The organism is Stenotrophomonas sp. STEN009, assembly GCF_056760395.1.
This window is the reverse complement of sequence record NZ_JBRRES010000005.1, coordinates 30,133-51,463: the sequence shown is the minus strand read 5'-3', so window position 1 is coordinate 51,463 and position 21,331 is coordinate 30,133. Positions and strand designations below refer to the sequence as shown.

General features: G+C 67.4%; 20 protein-coding genes. 3 read left to right on the top strand and 17 right to left on the bottom strand.

Translation table 11 applies throughout. The features are described from left to right. Window positions 1–13: 13 nt before the first annotated feature. Both ACVOMM_RS03625 and ACVOMM_RS03620 read right to left on the bottom strand, forming a co-directional pair. A complete protein-coding gene (locus ACVOMM_RS03625) occupies window positions 14–1,891 on the bottom strand; it encodes a S8 family peptidase (protein ID WP_481525898.1) in 1,878 nt (625 codons plus the stop codon). 59 nt (window positions 1,892–1,950) lie between these two features. Further along, window positions 1,951–4,242 carry an ESPR-type extended signal peptide-containing protein gene (locus tag ACVOMM_RS03620; RefSeq protein WP_481525897.1) on the bottom strand — a complete coding sequence of 764 codons (2,292 nt, stop codon included), beginning with the start codon at window positions 4,240–4,242 and terminating at the stop codon, window positions 1,951–1,953. 202 nt (window positions 4,243–4,444) lie between these two features. On the opposite strand from ACVOMM_RS03620, the gene ACVOMM_RS03615 reads away from it, so the two are divergent. Beyond that, entirely contained in the window at window positions 4,445–5,827 is a 1,383-nt protein-coding gene (locus ACVOMM_RS03615; RefSeq protein WP_197571951.1) for a sensor histidine kinase, read from the top strand. Here the strand turns inward: ACVOMM_RS03615 and ACVOMM_RS03610 are convergent. Further along, the gene (locus ACVOMM_RS03610) at window positions 5,769–6,464 is read right to left on the bottom strand and encodes a response regulator transcription factor (RefSeq protein WP_227255210.1); all 696 of its coding nucleotides are present in this window, start codon (window positions 6,462–6,464) and stop codon (window positions 5,769–5,771) included. The two genes, ACVOMM_RS03615 and ACVOMM_RS03610, sit on opposite strands and share 59 nt — an antisense overlap. A gap of 292 nt (window positions 6,465–6,756) precedes the next feature. Between ACVOMM_RS03610 and ACVOMM_RS03605 the strand changes: the two genes are divergently transcribed. Continuing rightward, the gene (locus ACVOMM_RS03605; RefSeq protein ID WP_481525896.1) at window positions 6,757–7,119 is read left to right on the top strand and encodes a glycine zipper 2TM domain-containing protein; all 363 of its coding nucleotides are present in this window, start codon (window positions 6,757–6,759) and stop codon (window positions 7,117–7,119) included. A gap of 66 nt (window positions 7,120–7,185) precedes the next feature. Here the strand turns inward: ACVOMM_RS03605 and ACVOMM_RS03600 are convergent, their stop codons facing one another. The 5 genes from ACVOMM_RS03600 to ACVOMM_RS03580 form a co-directional block, all read right to left on the bottom strand. Further along, a complete protein-coding gene (locus ACVOMM_RS03600) occupies window positions 7,186–8,310 on the bottom strand; it encodes an ABC transporter permease (RefSeq protein ID WP_111185859.1) in 1,125 nt (374 codons plus the stop codon). Continuing rightward, the gene (locus ACVOMM_RS03595) at window positions 8,307–9,494 is read right to left on the bottom strand and encodes an ABC transporter permease (RefSeq protein ID WP_481525895.1); all 1,188 of its coding nucleotides are present in this window, start codon (window positions 9,492–9,494) and stop codon (window positions 8,307–8,309) included. The genes ACVOMM_RS03600 and ACVOMM_RS03595 overlap by 4 nt, the downstream gene beginning before the upstream one ends. Beyond that, window positions 9,479–10,489: an HlyD family secretion protein gene (locus tag ACVOMM_RS03590; RefSeq protein ID WP_053517366.1), complete on the bottom strand. Its 1,011-nt coding sequence runs from the start codon at window positions 10,487–10,489 to the stop codon at window positions 9,479–9,481. The genes ACVOMM_RS03595 and ACVOMM_RS03590 overlap by 16 nt, the downstream gene beginning before the upstream one ends. Continuing rightward, window positions 10,482–11,888, bottom strand: a complete 1,407-nt coding sequence (locus ACVOMM_RS03585) for a TolC family protein (protein WP_053517367.1) — start codon at window positions 11,886–11,888, stop codon at window positions 10,482–10,484. Before ACVOMM_RS03585 ends, ACVOMM_RS03590 begins: the two co-directional genes overlap by 8 nt. A gap of 78 nt (window positions 11,889–11,966) precedes the next feature. Beyond that, entirely contained in the window at window positions 11,967–12,860 is an 894-nt protein-coding gene (locus ACVOMM_RS03580; RefSeq protein ID WP_065181141.1) for a LysR family transcriptional regulator ArgP, read from the bottom strand. 106 nt (window positions 12,861–12,966) lie between these two features. Between ACVOMM_RS03580 and ACVOMM_RS03575 the strand changes: the two genes are divergently transcribed. Continuing rightward, entirely contained in the window at window positions 12,967–13,581 is a 615-nt protein-coding gene (locus ACVOMM_RS03575; protein ID WP_481525894.1) for a LysE/ArgO family amino acid transporter, read from the top strand. Here ACVOMM_RS03575 and map read toward each other — a convergent pair. From map to ACVOMM_RS03530, 9 genes are all read right to left on the bottom strand, one after another. Continuing rightward, the gene (gene map / locus ACVOMM_RS03570) at window positions 13,578–14,360 is read right to left on the bottom strand and encodes a type I methionyl aminopeptidase (protein ID WP_476343010.1); all 783 of its coding nucleotides are present in this window, start codon (window positions 14,358–14,360) and stop codon (window positions 13,578–13,580) included. The genes ACVOMM_RS03575 and map overlap by 4 nt on opposite strands. Before the next feature lie 7 nt (window positions 14,361–14,367). Next, the gene (locus ACVOMM_RS03565) at window positions 14,368–14,580 is read right to left on the bottom strand and encodes a ParD-like family protein (protein ID WP_180875697.1); all 213 of its coding nucleotides are present in this window, start codon (window positions 14,578–14,580) and stop codon (window positions 14,368–14,370) included. A gap of 70 nt (window positions 14,581–14,650) precedes the next feature. Further along, window positions 14,651–15,010 (bottom strand): bleomycin resistance protein, encoded by a 360-nt coding sequence (locus tag ACVOMM_RS03560; RefSeq protein ID WP_340044069.1) that lies wholly within the window; start codon window positions 15,008–15,010, stop codon window positions 14,651–14,653. A gap of 62 nt (window positions 15,011–15,072) precedes the next feature. Further along, window positions 15,073–16,203: a metallophosphoesterase gene (locus ACVOMM_RS03555; protein ID WP_481525893.1), complete on the bottom strand. Its 1,131-nt coding sequence runs from the start codon at window positions 16,201–16,203 to the stop codon at window positions 15,073–15,075. 137 nt (window positions 16,204–16,340) lie between these two features. Then, complete coding sequence (locus ACVOMM_RS03550; RefSeq protein WP_481525892.1) at window positions 16,341–18,542, bottom strand: TonB-dependent siderophore receptor; 2,202 nt, start codon at window positions 18,540–18,542, stop codon at window positions 16,341–16,343. 28 nt (window positions 18,543–18,570) lie between these two features. Continuing rightward, complete coding sequence (locus tag ACVOMM_RS03545) at window positions 18,571–18,870, bottom strand: DUF3325 domain-containing protein (RefSeq protein ID WP_128990085.1); 300 nt, start codon at window positions 18,868–18,870, stop codon at window positions 18,571–18,573. Then, the gene (locus ACVOMM_RS03540; RefSeq protein ID WP_283219465.1) at window positions 18,867–20,438 is read right to left on the bottom strand and encodes a PepSY-associated TM helix domain-containing protein; all 1,572 of its coding nucleotides are present in this window, start codon (window positions 20,436–20,438) and stop codon (window positions 18,867–18,869) included. Before ACVOMM_RS03540 ends, ACVOMM_RS03545 begins: the two co-directional genes overlap by 4 nt. Beyond that, window positions 20,435–20,770 (bottom strand): hypothetical protein, encoded by a 336-nt coding sequence (locus ACVOMM_RS03535; protein ID WP_283219464.1) that lies wholly within the window; start codon window positions 20,768–20,770, stop codon window positions 20,435–20,437. The genes ACVOMM_RS03540 and ACVOMM_RS03535 overlap by 4 nt, the downstream gene beginning before the upstream one ends. Before the next feature lie 97 nt (window positions 20,771–20,867). Next, complete coding sequence (locus ACVOMM_RS03530; protein ID WP_481525891.1) at window positions 20,868–21,296, bottom strand: winged helix-turn-helix transcriptional regulator; 429 nt, start codon at window positions 21,294–21,296, stop codon at window positions 20,868–20,870. Window positions 21,297–21,331: the final 35 nt, after the last annotated feature.

Here is a 21,331-nt window from a genome sequence, read left to right as displayed (position 1 = left end):
CCGCCCTTGAGGCTTACTGCCGGGCTACCAGGGTCAACCCGGAATATGTTCCCGTGAGGCGGATCATGTAGGTGACCGCCGAGGGCGAGCCGATCCGCACCGACTCCGAATTGGTCGGTCGGGTTGATTTCGCATCGTAATCGGAGGCACTGGGGACGCGCTGCGCCGCTACATACAGCGATACGTCGCCTTTGCCGCCCAGCGTCATGATGGTCAACGGTGTGCCGGCCCGGGCGGTGAAACTGTAGGTCCGCTCTGCGGAGGTGCTTGACAGCCCGCGCAGTTCGACTGCATTGCTCAGTTCCACATTCGGCGGGGTGCAGCTCTCGACGGTGGGATCGCAGGGTTCGGTGGTCGCGGCGGTTACCAGTGCATTGGCGTCGAGGATTCCCGCGCCCATCGGTGTGCTGGTGGGAATGCTGGCCGGGAAAGGACGCGCAGTGGATTTCAGCAGGTCCCGCATCTGATCCCAGCGCAGCGGCGTGGTGGCCACGCTCTGGACCAGCGCTGCCGCCGCGGCCACATGGGGCGATGCCATCGAGGTGCCGGTATAGCCCCCGATGCCGAACTCGGTCGTGGGGCGGGTGGTGCCCGTGTTGACGATCTGGAAGATGTAGCCGTTCGGGTCTCCATCAACACCTCCACCGCCACCCGGCGCGGACAGATCCACCCGGTTGCCCCAGCTGGAGTAGCTGGCCTTGCCGCCGGTGACACGCGTGGCGCCGACGCTGATCACATCCTTGCAGGAGGACATCGTGTAGGTGCCGGCATCGGCGTTGGAGTTGCCGGCTGCCACCACCACCATCGCGCCGCGTCGGTTCACTTCGTCGATGGCGTCCTGGTAGATCTGCGGGCAGGCGTCGGGCCCATTGCTGCCCAGGCTCATGTTGAGCACTTCTGCCGGATTGGCATTGACCGGCAGGCCGGCAACGGTCGCACCGACCGCCCACAACATGCCATCGGCAATGTCGCTGCCGTACCCGCCACACGAACCCAGCACACGCACCGGCAGAATCCTGGCGTTGTGGGCAAGACCGGCCAGGCCGACACCGTTGTTGGTCTGCTGCGCGACGGTACCGGAGACGTGGGTGCCGTGCCAGGAGCTGTCGCGGGCGGCGTGCGGAGGCGCGCCCAGCGCGGTGCAGTAATTGGCTTCCATCCAGTCGCCCTGGTCCCAGCCACCGGCGACGCGGGCGTCGGTGTCGCGACGGGAGATCAAGCGGTCGGAGATCATGTCATAGCCCGGCAGCACGTTGTCCTTCAGGTCGGGCGTGTTTTCCACGACGCCGGTGTCGATCACCGCCACCACGACGCCTGCGCCGGTGGAGATGTCCCACGCCTGGTCGGCGCGTACTCCACCTGTCTGATCGTGGAAGTTCCACTGCAGCTGGGCATATTGAGGATCATTCGGGATCAGTTTCGGCTGCACCATGCCGCGCCCGGTGTCGAGCGCCTGGTAGAGCCGGTCCACTTCGACCGACGTCACGCCGGGTTCGGCCGCCAGCTCGCGGACGAAGGCTGCCGTCTCGGCGGAGTTGAGCCGGCGTGAGGTCTGCACCACGTACCAGCCAGGTACGGCCATGTTGCGCAGGACACTGGCCCGGGCGGCCGGACGGGCGGCTGCGCGTGCCGTTGCCGCAGCCGCCGTGGTGATGCCTGAACGCTGCGCCGAGCTGGCGAGCGACTGCGTCAACAGGATGCGTGACTGGGTGGTGGTGCCGGTGGTCTTGACGATGAAGCGCTGGCCGACCGACGGCTGGGCGGTCGATGTGGCGGCAGCCACGTTGCGCTTGATCACCTTGCTGGTATCCAGGCGTGGTGCGGCATGGGCGGCGCTGGTGGTGATCAACACCGAAGCGATTGCAGCGGCCAGTGAGGTGTGGATGGACATGGTGGGTCTCCAGGAAAAGGGTGAAGCGCGTCGGAGCGGGAGTGGTCGGTGTCGCTCTGTCACAGGTCGATGCCGAAGCCCACGCCTGCGGAGGATTCGCCACCACTGAAGGCCCCGCCCAGACTGAAGGAGCCGCGTTCCCCGATCTTCCGTGCATAGCCCACCGACAGCGCCTGCTCGCCGCTCTGGAAGCCCGCACCGACCGCGATGCGCCCGCGTTCGCTGCGGGTGCCTGCGGCGTTGGTCGCCATGTTCAGCATCGCCGCGCTCATCGCGCCCTGGCGGTCCAGGCGGCGATCAACCGAGCTGAGGCGGCGGTCCACGTCCGTACGATAGGTTTCGAAGGAATCGTTCAATGCGGTGAACCGTGCATCGGTATAGGATTTCGCCGCGTTGACACCGGCATTGACCTGGCCCACGTTCGCCGCATCGGTCGCCTGGGTACCGGCGGCCACATGGGTGATCTGGCGCTCCGCACCGCTGGCACCGACCGACACCGTGTCGGCGCGATCGGCGACCGAACCGCGCCCCAATGCGACGGCGTTGTCGGCGGTGACGCTGGCACCTTGGCCGAGTGCGGTGCCGGAAGCGCTGCTGACGGAGGCCGACTCACCCAGGGCCACGGCGTTGCTGGCCTGGGCACTGATGCGGCTGTTGGCACCGACGGCCGTGCTGCCGTCGGCATTGACCCGCGCGTTGCCGCCCAACGCCGTGTCGTTGGGTCCATGGGCGTAGGCGCCGGCGCCCAGCGCCACGCTGTTGTCCGCGTTGGCGGTCGCCCCGGATCCCACTGCCACGGCGTTGGTCCCTTCGCCCGCCTGGGCTGCGGAATCGCCTCCCACGGCGACCTGATCGTTGCGGCCATGACTTGCACCGACGTCCGCCTCGATGTCATCCAGTCGGGTGGTCAGCCTGCCGATCTGCACATCGATGGCTGCGAAACTGTCGGCGAAATTGCCGAGCGCACCCGAGACCGCATCCAGCTGTGCCTTGTTGACCGCGTCGGTTGCCGCCGTACCGGCCGCCACGTTGACGATCTGGCGTTCGCTGCCTGCGCGTCCCACCGAGATGGTGTTGTCACGATCGGCGTAAGAGCCTGCACCGAGCGCCACCGCGCGGTCGACGGGGTGGGTCACGCCGTCGACGAACGACGGGTCGCCCACGGTTGCACCGCCGCCGATCGCCACCGACTCGCTGCCCCACACATCCGAATCCGTGCCGATCGCCACGCTGTTGGTGAACAGCCGCGGTGTATCCCCCCAGAAATCGCCATTCCAGGTCATGCCGTCACCGACCACCACGCTGCCTTTGCCGGCGGCCCAGGCGCCATAACCGACTGCGGTGGCGCCCTCGATCAGGGCCAGCGCGTTGGCGCCCAGGGCCGTGGTGTTGAGCGCGCCCGCCCGGGCATTGCTGCCCACGGCCACGGTCAGGTCGTACAGGGCCAGTGCGCCCGAACCGAACGCATTGGAGAACTCGCCCAGAGCCTGGGCCCGGTCACCGACGGCCATGGCGTCATATGCGCTGGCCACCGCGCGGTAGCCGATCGCGGTGGAGCGGATAGCGCTGGCACTGGCCAGCCCGCCCAGGGAGATTGCTGCATAGGCGGTGGACTGCGCGCCGCCGCCGACGGCCACGGAAAGGCGACCGGTGGCCTGCGTGTTCTGCAGCAGCTGGCCGGCAAAACCTTCCCCGATCTGGTCCTCCAGATCGTCGGCAATGCCGCCGATCGCCACGCTGGATTTGCCGCTGCCCAGGGCGCCGGCGCCCCCGGCAGTGGCAAAGTCACCTTCGGCCTGCGCGCCGGCGCCCAGCGCCGTGGACGCCACGCCAGTGGCGGCGGTCTGCTGGAACAGCACTACGCCATACGGGTTCTGCGACTGGTAGTCGATGTCCAGCATGCCGCCGATCGCGGTGCTCGAGTCGGCGATGGCCAGCGCTTCATTGCCCACCGCGGTGGCGCGGTTGGCGTAGGCCACGCTGCCGGCGCCAAGCGCGGTCGTGCCTTCCCCGACCGCGGCGCTCGCCTCGCCTGCGGCCAGCGCGTTGTCGCCGTCGGCGTAGGCGCCGGCATTGCTGTCCTCGCTGCCGGTGGCGGCGAGGTAGGGCACTGGATCAGCCTCGACATCGGCGGCGTACACGATCTGCTCCGGCGCGGACACCTGCTCGACGCCCAGCGCCGTAACGATCCCGCTGGCCAGGGCGGAGCAGGACACCAGCAGCGAGCCGGTGGCCAGCAGCGCCGCGACCTGACGGCGGCGCCCGGACCGCGTCCGGCTGCACGCGATTTCGGACACAACCACCTGCCGGCCCAGCGCGGCGTTCCACACGATACGGTAAATCCGGTTCATTGCTCTGATCCTCGATCTGGAGTGCAGGCCCTTCGTCGTGGCTGCCCGCAGGGGGTCGACGAGTGGGGCGGTGTAGTCGTCGTGTCACGGCAGTGGCGTAGGCGCCCGCCGACAACATGAACGTAGGCCCACCGAGGGGGCATGTCGACTGCAACTCCTGACAGAAATATGATCGGTTTCTCGCCATCTCTTCACGCCGCCCATGCTCCGTTCATTCCTGCGCTGGCTGGACCGGGCGCCGATCGAAGACCCGGTGGACCGCCGCAACGCGCGCGTCATCCAGCTGCTGCTCCTGTTCCTGGGGGTGACCATCCCGGCGACCCTGGCCTTCGCGGTGATCGTGGCCTGGTCCCAACTGGTCTCGAGCGAGGTGCACTGGTCGACGCATGCCTCGTTGGCGATGAGCCTGTCCATCGGCGCCGCCGCATGGATCGGACTGGCACTGACGCGGCGTGGTGCGTTCGCTGCGGCGGTCAAGCTGTTGATCGGTGCCATGCTGCTGGTCACGACGATCAATCTGGGCGTGAACGGCCTGCAACGGCAGATGCCCGACCAGCTCGCCCAGATGCTGGTGCTCGTGCTGAGTGGTCTGGTGCTTGGTCGTGGCGCGCTGTGGACCACGCTGGCGGTCCTGGTGGGCAGCGTAGTGCTGGGTGCAGGACGCGATGCGATGAGCGTCTTCGCGGACGCTCCCGCGCGTGCGTTCTACAACCTGCCCCCACTGCTGTTCACCTACCTGCTGGTCACCCTGCTGATCGACCGGACGACCCAGGCTCTGCGCGAAAGCCTGCGCGAGTCGAACGAGCGCGGGCGGCAACTTGCCGAAGAGATGCGCGAACGCGAGCGCACCCATGCCCAGCTGATCCATGCGCAGAAGAAGGAGATCACCGAACGCATGGCCAGCGGCATGGCGCATGATTTCAACAACATCTTTGCGGTGATCGTCGGCTTCGCCAACCAGCGGCATGAAGACGACGGCGAAGGCAGCCGGCAGCGTCTGGTGCAGCTTGAAGGCCACCTGTCAGACGTGGAGGAGACCGCGCGGCGTGGCATGGCCATCAGCCGGCGGCTGCTCCGTTTCAGCCGTCGTGATGGCGAGCAGGCCGTCGTGTTTGATGCCGCGCAGGCGGTCCGGGAACTTGAGTCGATGCTGCGCCAGTTGCTCGGGCCGGGGATCGTACTGTCCGTGCGCAGCGATGGTGAAGCGGCGCCGGTGCGGATGGACCGCAGCCAGTTCGAGCTGATGCTGTTGAACATCGCGTCCAATGCCCGCGATGCGCTCAGCGATCACGGGCGGTTCGAGATCGACATCGACCGCGATGGAGATCGCGTCCGCATCCACCTGCGTGACAATGGCAGCGGCATGCGCGCCGAGGTGGCGGCCCGGATCTTCGAACCTTTCTTCAGCACCAAGCCGGCGGATTCGGGCACGGGACTGGGGCTGGCGGTCGTGAACGAGCTGGTGACAGAGGCCGGCGGTGGCATCGGCGTCGAGAGCATCTGTGGCGAAGGAACGACGTTCCTGATCAGCCTGCCGTGCGCCCGGCAGGATTCAGCATGTATCCCCGGCCATGAACCACCGTAAGAGGCAGTTCCATGCCACAGCGCTTGCGTGCCTTCACGCGCAGCCGGTAGACCATGGCGTCGAGCCGGTGCGCATCGAAATCGTCTGAATCATCTGCAATGGCCAGGATCAGCTGCTCGCGTGACACCAGCGCTCCGGCGTGCTGGAACAGTTCCGCGCACAGGCTGCGCTCGCTGCGGGTGAGCGCGGCCGAGGTGCCGTCGGGCGCGATCAGGCCCCATTGGTCCTCACTCATCCTCCAGCCGGGCAGTGACCGGTTCGCTGTTGCCGGCGTGGCGATCCGTCGTGCCAGGCTGTGCAGTGCCGCCGCCAGCAGATCGATCTCGATCGGCTTGGAAAAATACACGTCGGCACCTTCGGTCAGGCCGCGGATACGATCACTCACATCGGCAAGGCTGGTCAGCATGATGACGCCGAGGCCCGGTTGTCGTTGGCGCATTTCGCGCGCCAGGCTGAAGCCATCGCCGTCAGGCAGGCTCACGTCGAGCACGAGCAGGTCGGCGGGCTGTCTCTCCATTCCGGCGCGGAAGGCGGCGACGCTGGCGTAGCCGGTCGCCAGGAATCCATAGCGCGCCAGGCCTGGCAGGATGATGCGCTCGCGCAGGGCAGGCTCGTCCTCCAGTACCGCTACCCTCAAGCTTTCTGATTCCTGCACATCCACGTCCAGATGCCTGCGCCCTTTGTCGGTTGATCATAGCCGCATGCGCGCTGCCCCCGGGAGGGGCCGCGCGGGTCGGCGCACCGATGCAGGGGGCCGATTCCCTTCGCGGCGACCGAACGGAAGCCTCTGCCAGGCGCTGGATCGTTCCATGGCCGCGGTTCTCTTCATGAACGACGCATGGCCGATGAAGTCCTGATGACACCGATTTCACTCGTAGTTGCCAGCGGCAGGCGGAGACTGGACCCATCCCGGAAGACAGGAGCTGGCCATGAAGACCTCGACCCGACTGCTCGTGCTGGGCACCCTGATGGCGGCATCGTCGATGGCGGGTGCGCAGACCTACGGGCCCCGCGATGAAGGCCGCAAGTTCAACGACGGCAGCCGTGTGGAATGCAGGAACGTTGAAGTCCAGCGCAACTCGCGCGATCCGAACCGCATTGCCGGTACTGCCACAGGTGCGGTGGTGGGCGGCCTGCTGGGCAACCAGGTGGGCGGCGGCAATGGCAAGAAGCTCGCCACCGTCGCCGGTGCAGTCGCCGGCGGCGCCACCGGACGACAGATCCAGGGCAACCACCAGCAGAAGACCGGCGATCGGGTGGTGGAACGTCGCTGCGAGCGCGTCTACCGCTGATCGCCGTTTTCCCCTTCGACGTAGTGATGCAACGAACGCCGGCTCCGTGCCGGCGTTTGTCTGTGCTCAGGGGCGCACCCCGCCCGACGGCCTGCCATGCAGCCGCCAGATGGCAAGACCGCCGTAGATCACCAGCAGCGCCGCGAGCGTGGCAAGTTCACGGCTGACTTCGTCCAGGCGTGCGTCCATCTGGTTCAACCGCACCATCAGATTGATGCCGGAGGTGGTCGGCAGCAGCTGCGCCAGCCACACCAGCGGGCGGGGCGTCATCACCGCCGGCCAGGAGAGGTTGGCGAGGAAGAACAGAGGAATGGAGGTGGCGATGATGTACTGGAAGGCGCGTTCGCGGGTGCGGAAGAAGCTGCCGATGAACAGCCCGAAGGCCACGGTGGCGGCAATGAACAGCGTGCCGCCCAGCAGCTGGCCCAGCGGATTTCCGCCGCGCGGGTAGTCCTGTACCCAGGCGGTGAAGCCGGCGTAGTAGAACAGGCCGAACAGCCCGATCAGGCCGAAGCCCATCGCCATGCCTGCCAGGGTCGGCAGATCGAAGTGCAGCCGGCGGCCCAGTACCAGGCGCCGCCCTCCCAGCAGTACGCCGATGCCCATCAGCAGTGTCTGGTGCACGATCAGTTCGGCCACGCCGGGTACGATGGCGCTGCCATAGCCTTCCTGCGTGTTGTACAGGGGCCGCTGCACGAGAGTGACCGGCGCTGCCTGCGGCGCGCCCATGAATGCGGCCTGGGTCACGGCGGCGTCGCGGCCGAATGTGCCCAGCGCATCGGCGATGCTGCCCAGCACCCAGCTGGCGCGTCCCAGGTAGGCGCCATTGCCCAGCAGGACCAGCTTGGCTGGCTGGCCACGCAGGATGTCGCGCTCCAGGTTTGCGGGGATGAGCACGATGCCTTCGGCATGCCCCGCTTCCAGCTGCCGGCGCGCGCTGTCCAGATCCGCCGGCTGGCCAACCACGCGCGCTACGCGCAGGCCATCGAGGATGCGCAGCAGTTCGCGGCTGGTGGCACTGTGATCCTGATCGACCACCAGCACCGGCAGATTGCCGGCCACCTGGTGGCGGTACGCGGCGGGATAGAAGAACGAGTACAGGATGACCGCACCGACCATCACCACGATGGCATAGCGGTCGCCGAGCACCGCCAGCAGGGTCTGCCGCAGGCTGCGCCAGACCGTGCTCATGCGTCGGCTCCGGCCGGTCGCGCGGCCTCCGGGGTGCGGCCGAAAGCGATCAACCGCAGGCTGCCGATGCCGCCGGCCACCACCGACATCAACACCAGCGTGGCCAATGGCCACAGCGAGACGGACAGCGGTGCGCCGACGAACTGCTGCTCGGTCTGCACCTTGATGTACGCACTGAGTGGCAGCAGCTGGTGCCAGATGCGGGTGAACAGCGGGCCATCCAGTACCGGGAAGGTGGCACTGGAGAAGGCCAGCGCGGTGCCGATGGTCAGGCCGACCACCGACAGCGCGGTACCCATGTCACGGGCAAGGCCGACGAAGAACAACGCATACGCGGCCGTGGCCAGGTAGAACGCCGGCTGCGCAGCCAGCAGCAGGAGCAGACTGCCGGCGATGCCGTCCCCGCGCAGCCATGCGAGGTAGCCGACGCCCAGCGCGCCGTACAACGCGAACAACAGTACGTAGGGCGCGAGCTTGCCGGCGATCGAGGCCCACGGGGTGTCACCGAGCCAGGCCGGCAGCGTGCCATCGCGGATTTCCCGGCCCACGCTTCCGGCCACGGCCAGTGCCAGCACCAGCGACAGGACGGCCGGGAAGATCAGCGGCAGCAGGAACAGCTCATAACTGCGTGCAGGGTTGTAGAGGATGTCGGACTGCACGGCGATCGGGGCGGCGCGCAGCTTTGCGGGCCCCACCTGCAGGCCGATGCGCTCGCGCAGCATGCGTGCATTCCAGGCCGACACCGCATCGGCGATATCGCGCGCGGCCGATTGTCCGGTGGTCATGTAGGTGGCGTTGTAATAGGCGAACACCGTGCCCTGGCGGCCGCGCAGGGCCTGACGGGTCACGTCGCGCGGCACCAGCACCACTGCGAACACCTCCAGGCTGCGCAGCTGCGAGCGCGCGGTGTCCATGTCGGCGGGCTGGCGGGCGACGCGGACCCCCGGGCTGGCATCGAGCATGCGCAGCAATTGCCGGCTGTCGCTGCTGTGATCGAGGTCGACCACGGCGATGGGGACATCGCGCATGACCGATGGCGTGAACATCCAGGCCATCAGTAGCAGCATCAGCAGCGGCAGCACCGTGATCAGCGCCAGGTCGGCACGGTTGCCACCAAGGCCCCGCAGCTCGCGCTGCCAGGCAGCAGCAAAGCCGTTGCCGCCAGGGCTCAGTGCTGGGGCCATGCGAACAGCACGCTCATGCCGGGGCGGAAGCCCTCGATGCGGCGTACCGGGCGCACCCGCACCTCGAAGCTGCGGACATCGTAGCCGGACGACTGCCGGGTGGTACGCCAGGTGGCATAGTCGCCGGCCGGGTTGATGAAGTAGACCTTGAACTCGCTGTCCTCACCGAGGGCCGGCACGCTGCCACGCAGCGTGCTGCCGACCTTCAGGCCCTGCATCTGTGATTCGCGCAGGTTCATCGATACCCACATGCGATCGATGTCGACCAGGGTGAATACCGGATAGCCGGCGGGTACCAGCTCGCCGGGATCGGCCATGCGCTTGTTGATCTCGCCGGCCACCGGTGCACGGCCCTCCACTTCGACGCGGGCCGCATCCACTTCGGCCACGGCGCCCTGCGCCTGCTGTACCTGGCCCTGCGCGGCACGCTTGTCCTGTTCCCGCGCACCGGCCAGTGCCATGTCGTACTGGGCACGGGCGGCACGGGCCAGCTCGCGCGAACTGGTGGACTGGGCGAGTGCTTCGTCGCGCTTCTGCCGGGTCATCACCCCTTCGTTGAACAGGTTCTGCACGCGGCGGTAGGTGGCTTCGGCCAGCGTTGCTCCGGCTTCAGCACGCTTCCAATTGGCTTCGGCAGCACGGATGTCCTCACTGCGCGCACCTTCGGCAGCCTTGTCGGCCACCGCCTGCGCAGCGGCCAGAGCGCCGCGTGCCTGCTGTTCCTTCGCCGTCACTTCGGGGCTGTCGAGCAGGAACACGACCTGACCGGCCTGCACGCGGTCGCCTTCGCGAACCTTCAGCTCGGCGACACGGGCGGTGATCTTCGCTGCGACGTTGATCGTGTCCGCGTCGGCCATGCCCTGGATCTGGTCGGCCGGGCTGCGCCAGGCGAGCCACAGGCCCAGCGCCACCACTACCAGCAGCACCACGAGCAGGATCCGGCCAAGCCGGCGCTTGCCTGGTGGTGTCGCTTCATCCTGCAATACGTCACTCATGGTCGATCACCTCATCTGCGCGACGCCGGAATTCCTCGAAGCGGTCCATCTGCCCACTGATCTCCAGCAGCTGTGCCAGCGCGACATCGTACTGGTAGGCGGCCTGTGCACGCTCCACGCGAGCGCCTCCCAGACCCAGCCGCGCATCGATGACGTCCAGCGACGTGGACTGCCCCTCGCGGAATGCCAGCTCCTGCAGGCGCAGGTTCTCCTGTGCCTGGGCGATGCTGCTGTCGAGCAGCACGAACTGCTGGCGTGCCGTTTCCAGCTCGTTCCACGCCTTGCGCACGCCGAGCGCGACCTGGTTCTCGGCTTCGCGCAGTCCGGCTTCCGCCTGCTCCTGCTGCGCACGTGCCGCGCTGATCTGCGCCGGTCGCGAGTTCGGCGACAGGAAGGTGTACTTCAGGCCGATGCCGAACGCCCAGTCCGGATCGGTCAGCATCTCGTCGCGGCGACGGAAGTCGTACTGGCCAAAGGCGAATATCTGCGGCTTGAGCTTGGCCTGTTGTACGCGCACGCCCTGTTCGGCCTGCGCCACCATGGCCCGCAGCCGTGCGATCTGGGGTTGCCGTGCCTGCGCGATGCGCTCGAAGCTGGCGGCCGGCTCCAGCGGCACGCGCTGCACGAACAGGGGGGATACCGGCTGCACCTCGCCGCCACTGCGCAGCAGGGTGGCCAGCGCGGCCTTCAACGTGGCCAGGTCGTTGACGGTCTTCTGGTACTCGCGCTCTGCCTTGTCGCGCGCGACGGTGGCCTGCAGTCGCTGCGCGCGGGTGGCGAAGCCTTCGCGCTCCAGCTTCAGCGCATCGGCCAGGTGGCGTTCCAGGCCATCACGGACGTCACGACGCACGTCCACCGCCTGCTCGGCCAGGCGCTGGCCGAAGTAGGCCTGGGCCAGCTGCACGGTCAACGACTGCCGCTGTGCTTCGCGTTCCGCGCTGGCCTGCTCGTGGGCTGCGCTGGCGGCACGCTGTGCGGCAGGAATGACGCCACCGGTGTACAGCGGCAGCACAGCGGTGACGACCGGGCGGGTGCGCCAGTCGCGTTCGGTGAACGACAGGGGGGAATCGATGCCAAAGGCCTCGGCCACCGGTGCCAGCGAGCCCAGTGGCAGGGTCAGGGTCTTCTGGAACTGCAGGCGGCGGACCTCGCCGGTGATCTCCGGCAGGCGCAGAAGGCGCGTGGCCTCCTGCAGATCCTGCTTGTTGCGGACGGCGGCGTCGGCCGCGGCCAGCGCGTCGGAAACCTGTTCCAACCGCTGCCGCGCCTGTTCCCAGTCCAATGCCGGTGTATCGGTGATGGCCTGCGCTGACGTGGCAAAGGGCAAGCAGGCCGCAAAGGCCATGCCGGCGACGCCCATCGCGCTGCGCATCCTTGTCCGTGGGCGGCTCACACGCATGCCGTTCCTGTAGTTAAGAAGTGAGCAAACGTTAGTGGTCTGCGCGTGAAGCCCGGGTCTGCGGTCATCGTATGGACCTCAGCGCAGGGCGCCGCTGGCCGCAGTGCGCAATGCCTGGGTGATGTGCTGCAGCGTGCTTGAGCGCACGGCCGCGTGCTGCCAGTACAAGGGCACGTCGAGCCAGCGGCGGGGTTCCAGTACCACCACGCGGCCGGCATGCACGGCAGGCCCCACCAGGGTTTCCGGGGCCATGCCCCAGCCCAGTCCGCACGCGGCGGCTTCGACGAAGCCGGTCGAGGAGGGCAGATAATGCAGCGGTGGCTGCAGCCGCGCACGGGTCAGCCGCCGCACGAAGCGCCACTGCAGTTCATCTTTGCGGTTGAACACCAGCATCGGCGCACGTGCCAGCGCCGCAGCCTGCATGCCCTCGCTGAAGTGCCGGCGGGCGAAGCCGGGCGAGGCGATGGCGTGGTAACGCATGGCGCCGAGCGGATGCACGTTGCAGCCCTTCACCGGCTGGCTTTCGGCGGTGACCGCGCCGAGCACGCTGCCATCTCGCAGCAACTGCAGGGTGTGGTCCTGATCATCCATGCGCAGGTCGAACAGATAGCCATGGCGCTGGTGCAGCTCGGCGATGGCCGGCACGAACCAGGTATCGAGCGAGTCGTCGTTGACCGCCAACGGGATTGGTGTGCGCGGGGCATCGCTGCCGCGTTCGGGCAGCAGTTCGGCCAGCGCCTCGGCCTCCAGCGTCTGCATCGGTCGCACCCTGCGCAGCAGCGCTTCACCTGTGGCGGTGGGTCGGCACGGTGCCTGGCGTACCACCAGTACCTGGCCGAGCCGGTCCTCCAGTGCCTTGATCCGTTGCGACAGCGCCGACGGGCTGATCGACAGGCGTCGGGCGGCAGCGTCGAAGCTGCCCTCCTCCAGCACCGCAGCAAACGCAGCCAGTTGTGGATGTAGCAGATCCATGCCGGTGCCTCTTCAGTTTCTCTGCACAGGATAAAGAAAAATCAGATTGTCTAAACAGGGACGGCGGCCGCACTCTGCGCGTCCCCTCGCTGCCAGGCCTGTCCCCATGTGGATCGCCGCTGCCGCCGCCGGCCTGTTCGCAGGTGCCGGCCTGATCATCGCCATCGGTGCACAGAACGCCTTCGTACTGCGGCAGGGCCTGCAGCAGCGTCATGTGGGAAAGGTGGTGCTGGCCTGCGCCGGTGCGGACATCGTGCTGATACTGGCCGGTGTCGGTGGCATGGGCGCGCTGGTGCTGCGGTGGCCGCTGCTGCTGCAGGTGCTGCGCTTTGGTGGTGCGGCGTTCCTGCTGTGGTATGGCCTGCAGGCGGGACTACGCGCGTGGCGTGGTGGCAGCGCGCTGGCCGCCGCCGAGGCGCAGGGCGGCAGCGGGCGCGAGGTACTGCTGACCTGCCTGGCCTTCACCCTGCTCAACCCGCACGTCTACCTGGATACCGTGGTGCTGCTGGGCAGCCTGTCCACGCGCTATCCGGGCGATCTGCGCTGGGCGTTCGCCACCGGTGCCTGCGTGGCCAGCGTGGCCTGGTTCTGCACGCTGGGCTATGGCGCGCGCCTGCTGCAGCCGGTGTTCCGCAGGTCGAGCGCGTGGAGGGTGCTGGATGCCGGCGTGGCGATCTTCATGTTCTGCCTCGCCACCCTGTTGCTGTTGCGTCCGCTCTAGGCCGCGTCCACCGCGCACAACGGCGTCTCGTCGGGGCGCAGCGTCAGCACCCGCACGCCCTTGCGGGTCACGGCCACGGTGTGCTCGAACTGTGCCGACAGCGTGCCGTCGCGGGTATAGACCGGCCATTCGCCCGCGCGCTGGCGGATCGCCGGCCTGCCCTGGTTGAGCATCGGTTCGATGGTGAACACCATGCCTTCTTCCAGCACCCTGCCGGTGTTGGGATGGCCGTAATGCAGGATCTGCGGTTCTTCGTGCATCTCCCGGCCGATGCCATGGCCGCAGTATTCCTTGACTACGCTGTAGCCGTGGCGGCGTGCGTAGCGGGCGATGGCGTGGCCGATGTCGCCCAGGCGCGCGCCGGGCCGTACCACGGCGATGCCTTTCCACATCGCTTCGTAGGCGGTCCGCACCAGCCGCCGTGCGGAAGGGGTGACCGCGCCGACCGGGTAGGTGGTGCTGGAATCGGCGATGTAGCCGTTCTTTTCCAGGGTGATGTCGAGATTCACGATCTGGCCCTCACGCAGCACGTCTGCGGTACTGGGCACCCCGTGGCAGACCACGTTGTCGATGGAGGTGTTGAGCACGTACGGAAAGCCATACTGGCCCTTGCTGGCAGGCCGCGCCTGCAGCTCGTCGACGATCATCCGTTCGACGAAGTCGTTGATCTCCATCGTGCTGCGACCCTGCAGCGGCCATCTGTCGAGCGCGGCGAACACCTGTGCCAGCAGGCGGCCGGATTCGGCCATCAGCGCGATCTCGTTGGGCCGCTTGATGATGCTCACGTCAGGCCCGTGCGGGTGTCAGCGGCTGTGGCTGCACGCCGGCGGCGCGCAGTTCGCTGGCCACGATGTCCTGGAAGCTCAGCGTCGGATTCATTTCGCACAGCATGCCCACGCGGATCCAGAAACTGGCCTGGGCGTTGATCGAGCGGCTGGAGACGGTGCAGGCACGGCGCAGCTGGTCGTGCAGGGTGTCATCGATATTGACGATGCCCATGGGCGGATCCAGGTAAGAGGAATATACGTATCGTATATGTTTCGTATATCCCTCTCAAGCCTGCGAGGGCTCAGTCCGTTTCGGTGGCGAAGCGCAGGCGGTTGTGGTCCGGATCGAGCAGCAGCATTTCGCGGCTGCCCCACTCGGTGTCATGCGGCGGCTGTTCGATCGGTACCCCAGCGGCACTGAAGGCGCGGTGCAGGGCGTCGACATCCTCGACGATGAAGTAGACCGCGCCGCCCACTTCGCAGTCGCCGCTGTGCTCGGTGAGGAACAGCGTCTGGCCGTCGCGGGTGAGCTGGGCGAACAACGGAAACCCCGGCTCGAATCGATGCTCCCAGTCGACGACGAAGCCCAGGCCCTGCACGTAAAAGGGCAGGCTGGCATCGGCGTGGCGCATGCGCAGCTGCGGGATGACGGTCTGGCGCATCATGGTGGCTCGCAGGGGTGAGCCGGCAGTGTATCCCCGGCAGGGTGCCGCCACCTTCGTGGTCAGTCCTGCAGGCCGGGTTGCCCCTGGACCAGCGGCACCCGTGAGCCGTCCAGCAGACCGCGGCTGAGCCGGCCATCCTCGATGAACAGCAGCTCGCCGTTCTCGCCGTTCTTGATGCTGCTGTCGATGGCGATCACGCGATCACCATGGAACGTGCTGACATGCGGCATCGACGTGTGGCCGACCACGATGCGCTTGAGCTGCAGCGTGTCGAGCACGTCCTGCACGCCCCGTGCATCGAGACGGCCATCGAAGTAGCCGCGGTACCAGATGGGGCTGGTCTTGCCGTCGTACAGCGGTGCAGTTGCGGGGTCGGCCTTCACTTCGGCCTTGGGCAATCCCAGCGAGGCCTGGTAGGCGGCATTGGTGCGTGCCGGGTGCAGTGCCAGTTCCACCGCTTCGGGCGAGATGCCGCCATGCAGGAACAGGGTGTCGCCGATCTTCAGCAGCACCGGCCGCGTCCGCAGCCATTGCCCGATCACCGAATCGGCGCCGTACAGCTGCGGATAGCTGCGGCCGAGCAACTGCGCACTGCGCAGGTACTTCGGATTGACATAGCGCAGGTCGTCGTACAGAACCATGGTCTCGTGGTTGCCGAGCACGAAGTGCACCGCACCGCCGGCGGCCACCGCCTGCTGCTGCAGGCCATACAACAGCCAGAACGCTTCGGTGACCTGCGGGCCGCGATCGAACACGTCGCCAGCGACCACCAGGGTGTCCTGGCCGAGGGCCCAGCGGTCCTGCGCATCGATCACATGGTGGGCGCGCAGCAGTCGTACCAGCAGGTCGTACTGGCCGTGGATGTCGGACAGGGCGACGATGCGCGGTACCGCAGGCAGCTCCGACACCGAAGGCGCGACCGGTGGCAGCACGTGCACGCTGTGGCCGTAGCCGCACTGCGGAACGAACTCCGTGCCGCTGGCATTGGAGGGCAGGGTGCGCCGCTGCACCTGGTCGCCGCAGATCCACGTGGCGCGCAGCCGGTCGCCCACACGGAACACGTAGGGACCATCGGCGTCCACGTGCTCGGCCGGTGCGGCCACCTCACGTGCCTGCAGCGAGGATGCAGCCAGCAGCAGGGCCAGCGCCATCAGCAGCAGGGCAGATCGGGGCAAGGGGTGGCGCAGCATGGGCGGTTCCTCGGCAGGCAACGATAAGGCGGGCCCGCAGGCCCGCCTGTGATGCTATCCCGTTGCCTATCCTGGCAACATGCGCCGAAGGTGGGGGTCACTGTGCGGGATCGGGTGGCCGACGCCGCGCGGTGGCATCAGAACTTCGCGCGCAGGTTGAACAGCACGCGGCGCGGCTCGCCCCAGTAGCCCGAGTTGAAGAAGCCGACATTGCGGTAATACACCTTGTCGAACAGGTTGGTGACCGTCACGCCCACGCTCAGGTTGTCGTTGATGCGAAAGCGTCCCATCAGGTCGAACAGCACATACCCGCCCTGGCTCATCTTGCCGGTGGCGGCGACCGGGGTCCCGTTGGCATTGAACCGGCCGGTGGGGATCGGCTGCATCTGGTAGATATCGCTTTGCACGCTGAACCCACCGCCGACCGTCCACTGGCCGTGGCTGTAAGTGGTGTTGAAGCGCGCCAGATGCATCGGGCTGGTGCTGGCGAAGCGGCTTCCATCGGGGTTGCTGCTGTAACTGTAGGTGTAGCCGCCGGTCATGCTCCAGTGGTCGGTGATCGAGCCGGACACCTCGAACTCGCCACCCTGGGTGGTGATGCCCTTGCTGGCGATGTAGGGCGAGCTGCCATCGGGCAGCTTGATCTCGCCGCCGTTGGGGTCCAGCTCGGCCACGTTGTCCTGTTTCATGTAGAAGCCGTTCAACGAGGCGTAGAGGCGGCCGTCGAAAAATTCACTCTTCAGGCCGTACTCGTAGTTGCCGCCGGTGGTCGGGTCGAGTAGCTGGTTGTTGATGTCGCGGCGCGCGGTGGCCTGGAACACGTCCGAGTAGCTGGCGAAGGCGGTGATGCTGCTGCTCAGGTCATACAGCACGCCCACGTAGGGGGTCAGCTCGTGCGCGGTGGTGCGCGCGCTGCGGCTGGTGAACCCCCCGTCGGTGTTGTAGTTGTCGGTGGTGGTGCGGTAATCGGAGTAGCGCGCGCCCGCGATGATCTTCAGCGGATCGATCGGGCTCAGGCGCACCGCGGTGTAGTAGCCGGTCTCGGTGGTGTTCACCGTGCTGGACGGAATGCCGTAGTCGTAGGTGGTCGGCTTGCCGATGTTGCCATCCCAGCTGAAGATGCTGGGGAAGGCGGCCACGTTGTACGGGCGCGAGGTGATGCCGGCGCGGATGGTGTCCAGGTCGCGGTCGTAGTGGTTGATGCCCACCACCAGTTCATGCGAACGGCCGAACAGCTGGAACGGGCCGGAGGCGTACAGGTCGAACGCATCCTCGCGGGTTTCGGACACCGAATAGGTATCGGCAATGCGCAGGCCCAGGCCGGTGGTCGCGTCGGCCCAGTTGCCGGTGTTGGAACCGGCCAGCAGCAGCGAGTCGGTGTCGGTGGCGCGGTGGTTGTAGGCCAGGCGGCCGCTCCAGCCGGCACCGAACTGCTGTTCCAGGGTGGCGAAGTAGTTGGTGCTCTCGCGGTTCCATTCGTTCCAGCGTGCGGCAGCGCTGTAGGAACGCGGCATGTGCGCGCGCGTGCCATCGCGGAAGTACAGCGGCGAGGCGCTCCAGGCGCCACCATCGGAGCCGGTCTCCAGGTAATCGATACCGGCGCGCAGACGGGTGCTGTCGGTCAGGTCGGCTTCGATCACGCCATACAGGCTGGGCGACGTATCGTGCTGGAAGCGCACCCAGCTTTCCTTGTCGGTGTAGGCGCCGACGAAGCGTCCACGCACGCGGCCGCCCTTGCTGAGCGGGCCGGATACATCCACTTCGGCGCGCTTGTAGTCCCACGAACCGGCGCTGACGCTGGTGCTGGCCTGGAAGGTTTCGGTCGGGCGCTTGCGCACCATGTTCACCGTGGCCGATGGGTTGCCCGAGCCGGTGACCAGGCCACTGGCGCCGCGCACCACTTCGATGCGCTCGTAGATGGAGGTGTCACTGAGGATCGAGTTGCCGCCCGCACCGGTGGTGTAGTTGGTGGGGATGCCATCGAACATGAAGTTGTTGATGGCAAAGCCGCGTGCGTTGAACAGCGTGCGGTTGCTGTCATAGGACTGGATGGTCACGCCCGGGGTCTGCTGCAGCACCTCGGAAATGGTGATGAGGTTGAAATCCTCGATGCGCTGGCGAGTGAACACGGTGAGCGACTGCGGGGTTTCGCGCAGGGTCAGCGGCAGCTTGGTGGCGGTATTGGTGCCGTAGACCTGGTAGCCCTCGGTGCGCTGGGTGACCATCACCCGGTCCAGTTCGGTGGTGGTCGGCGCGCTGTCCTGGGCGAAGGCCGGCGCGGCGGCGCAGGCGATCGACAAAGCCAAGGCATTCCGGCGCAGCGCGCCAGAGGACGTCATGTACATGGTGGAAACCTCTGCTGCTGTATCAGGAACGGGAAGACGGGCGTGGTGCCGGCTTGGCCGGGCTACGGAAACTGAGCCAGAGCACCATCGCACCGGCACCGGCGGCGAGCACGCCGCACCAACCAACGAAACCTTGTGCCACGCCCCACGCCGCGATGCTGGTCAGCAGGCTGGCTGTCAGCCCGAGCACGCCCAGGACCTGCAGCAGGCGCCGGCGCGGCGCGGGGGGCGCATGGCCGGCGACATCGCGGTGGTGGCGTTCCATCGCCATGGCCAGGCAGGCGAAGGCGGCAGCAGCCAGCAGCAGTGCGAGCACGCTCATGCGCCGGCCTCGGCGGTGCGCGCGGGGCGTGGCCGGCGCTGTGCCGGCACGAAGCGATGCACCTTGCGCGCGGCCCACAGCAGGCCAGTGCCGATCAGCAGCAGGCCGATATCGACGCCTGCCTTGGCGCCATCGCCGCCAGCAAGCGCGGATACCGCGCCACCGTGCCAGGCCACCAGGTTGTAGAGCGGCAGCCCCAGTGCCAGCACGCCGGCCAGCGCCAGCTGCTCGACCCAGCCACGACGTGGCGCGCGCAGCATCGCGTGCGCCACGCAGGCAGCCCAGGCGTAGAAAAACACCTTCACTTCGGCATCGCTGCGGTTGGCCACGTCCAGCGGCAGCAGTCGGTTGCCCCACAGGAAGGCGAGCATGGCCACGGGCAGGCCGGTGACGAAGCCGATGTTCAGCCGCTCGACGATGCGGAAGCCCAGGTGTGGCCGCTCAGGATCGGGCAGCTGTGCGCGCCGCTTCACTGTCCACAGCACCAGCCCGGTGGCTACCATCAGCGTGCCGGCCACACCGGAGAGGAAGAACAGCCAGCGCATCGTGATGGGGGCGAAGCGCGCCGCGTGCAGGCCGATCATGCCGTCGCGGGTGATGACGGCGGCCGAGCGCGGCGCGGCGGCGTGCAGAAGATTGCCGTGGGCATCGAAGCTGAGCGTATCGGCGGTACCAGCAATCTGGTCGCCCTGTTGGCGGCGCACGCTGATGCGCATGGCCGCATCACCAGGGTGTTCGATCTGCAGTGATGCCGCATGGCCGCCGCCCCATTGCAGTTCAGCGCGGCGCAGTATTCCCGCCAGCACGGGCGTCGTTGCGGCCACACCGCTGGCCTCGGCCTTCTCCGCGCGCGGGAACAGTTCGGCAAAGAACGCGTCGCGGCCGCCGGGGTAGTTGGCATCCACCGCCCACGGCATGTACAGCGTCATCAGTGTGATCAGCCCGGTGTAGGTGATCATCAGGTGGAACGGCAGTGACAGAACGGCCAGCGCGTTGTGACCGTCCAGCCAGCTGCGCTGGCCTTTGCCACGGCGGAAGGTGAAGAAGTCGGTAAAGATCTTCTTGTGGGTAATGACCCCGCTGATGAGCGCGATCAGCATCAGCATCGAACATGCACTGATGAACCAGCGCGCCCACAGGACCGGCACGTAGTGCAGATCGAAGTGCAGGCGGTAGAAGAAGTTGCCGCCACGCGTCTCACGCACCTGTACCGGGTTGCCATCTGCATCCAGCGTCGCCTGGTTCGGATTGCGCTGGCCGCGGCGGCGTTCCTTCTCGCCCTGTGGCTGCCAGCTGACGGCCGTGGCGCTGCTGCGCGCATCGGGAAGTTCGATGCTCCAACGCTGTGCATCGGGTGCGGTGCGGGCGAGGAAGGCTTGTGCCTGGGTGACCGCTGCAGCGCTGTCGGCAGGCAGGCCGATTTCCGGCTGCATCCAGCGGGTCAGTTCTTCCTTCCAGTACGCGGCGGTACCGGCGATGAAGATCAGGAACAGGACCCAGCCGACCACCAGGCCGGACCAGGTGTGCAGCACCGATTGCGATTGGCGGATGCCCCCGAGGTTGCTCATGCGACGCCCCCGCGCAGCAGCCAGGCCAGCCATGCCCCCAGGCCGCCAGCAATCAGCAGGCCCAGCGTGGCGCGCAGGGTGCTGCGTGCGGCGTACGCCCAGATCGTGGCCAGCACATACACCACGAAGGCGGACATGGTGGCCACCAGGGTGGCGTCGGCTTTGGCACCGGGCAGCAGGCGCGCCAGGGCGGCGGCCCAGCACGCGGCCACGGCATAGCCACCGAGCAGGCCAAGCAGGCCACGTGCCCACAACAGGGCATGGCCATTACCGCGCGGCATGCGCTTGGCGACCGGAGGGCCGGCGGTGGGAGGAGAAGAGGGAGCGGCCATCGCCGATGTCAATAGGAATCGAGTGCAATTGCGAGCGAATGCTATTTGACACCGGTAGCGCTGTCGAGTCCCCCATTCGGGGGGGGCGTCCCATTTTTCAGCGCTTGCGGACCACCGTCTGCGCGGGCGCGATGGTGTGGCCGGCCGCGTCCTGGGGCTGCATGTAGGGCAGGACGCGGCCGCTACCACGCTCAACCAGCGTGGAATGCACCTCGTCGGGAGCGAAACGATGGCGTTCGCCCCATTGGCGCAGGGCCACCAGCAGTGGGAACAGATCGCGCCCTGCCGCGGTCAGCACGTACTGCTGGTAGGCGCTGCCATCGCTGGCAGGTTGCAGCAGCAGCAGCCCGGCCTCGACCAGACGCCGTAGGCGGTCGCTTAGGATGTTGCGCGCTGCGCCGAGGCTGCGCTGGAAGTCACTGAAGCGGGTAACGCCATCAAAGGCATCGCGGATGATCAGCAGGGCCCAGCGATCACCGAGCAGATCGGCGCTGCGGGCAACGGGGCAGGGGCTGTCGGCATGCATGGGCAAGGCTCGTGACGATGTGGTTGCATTTTAAA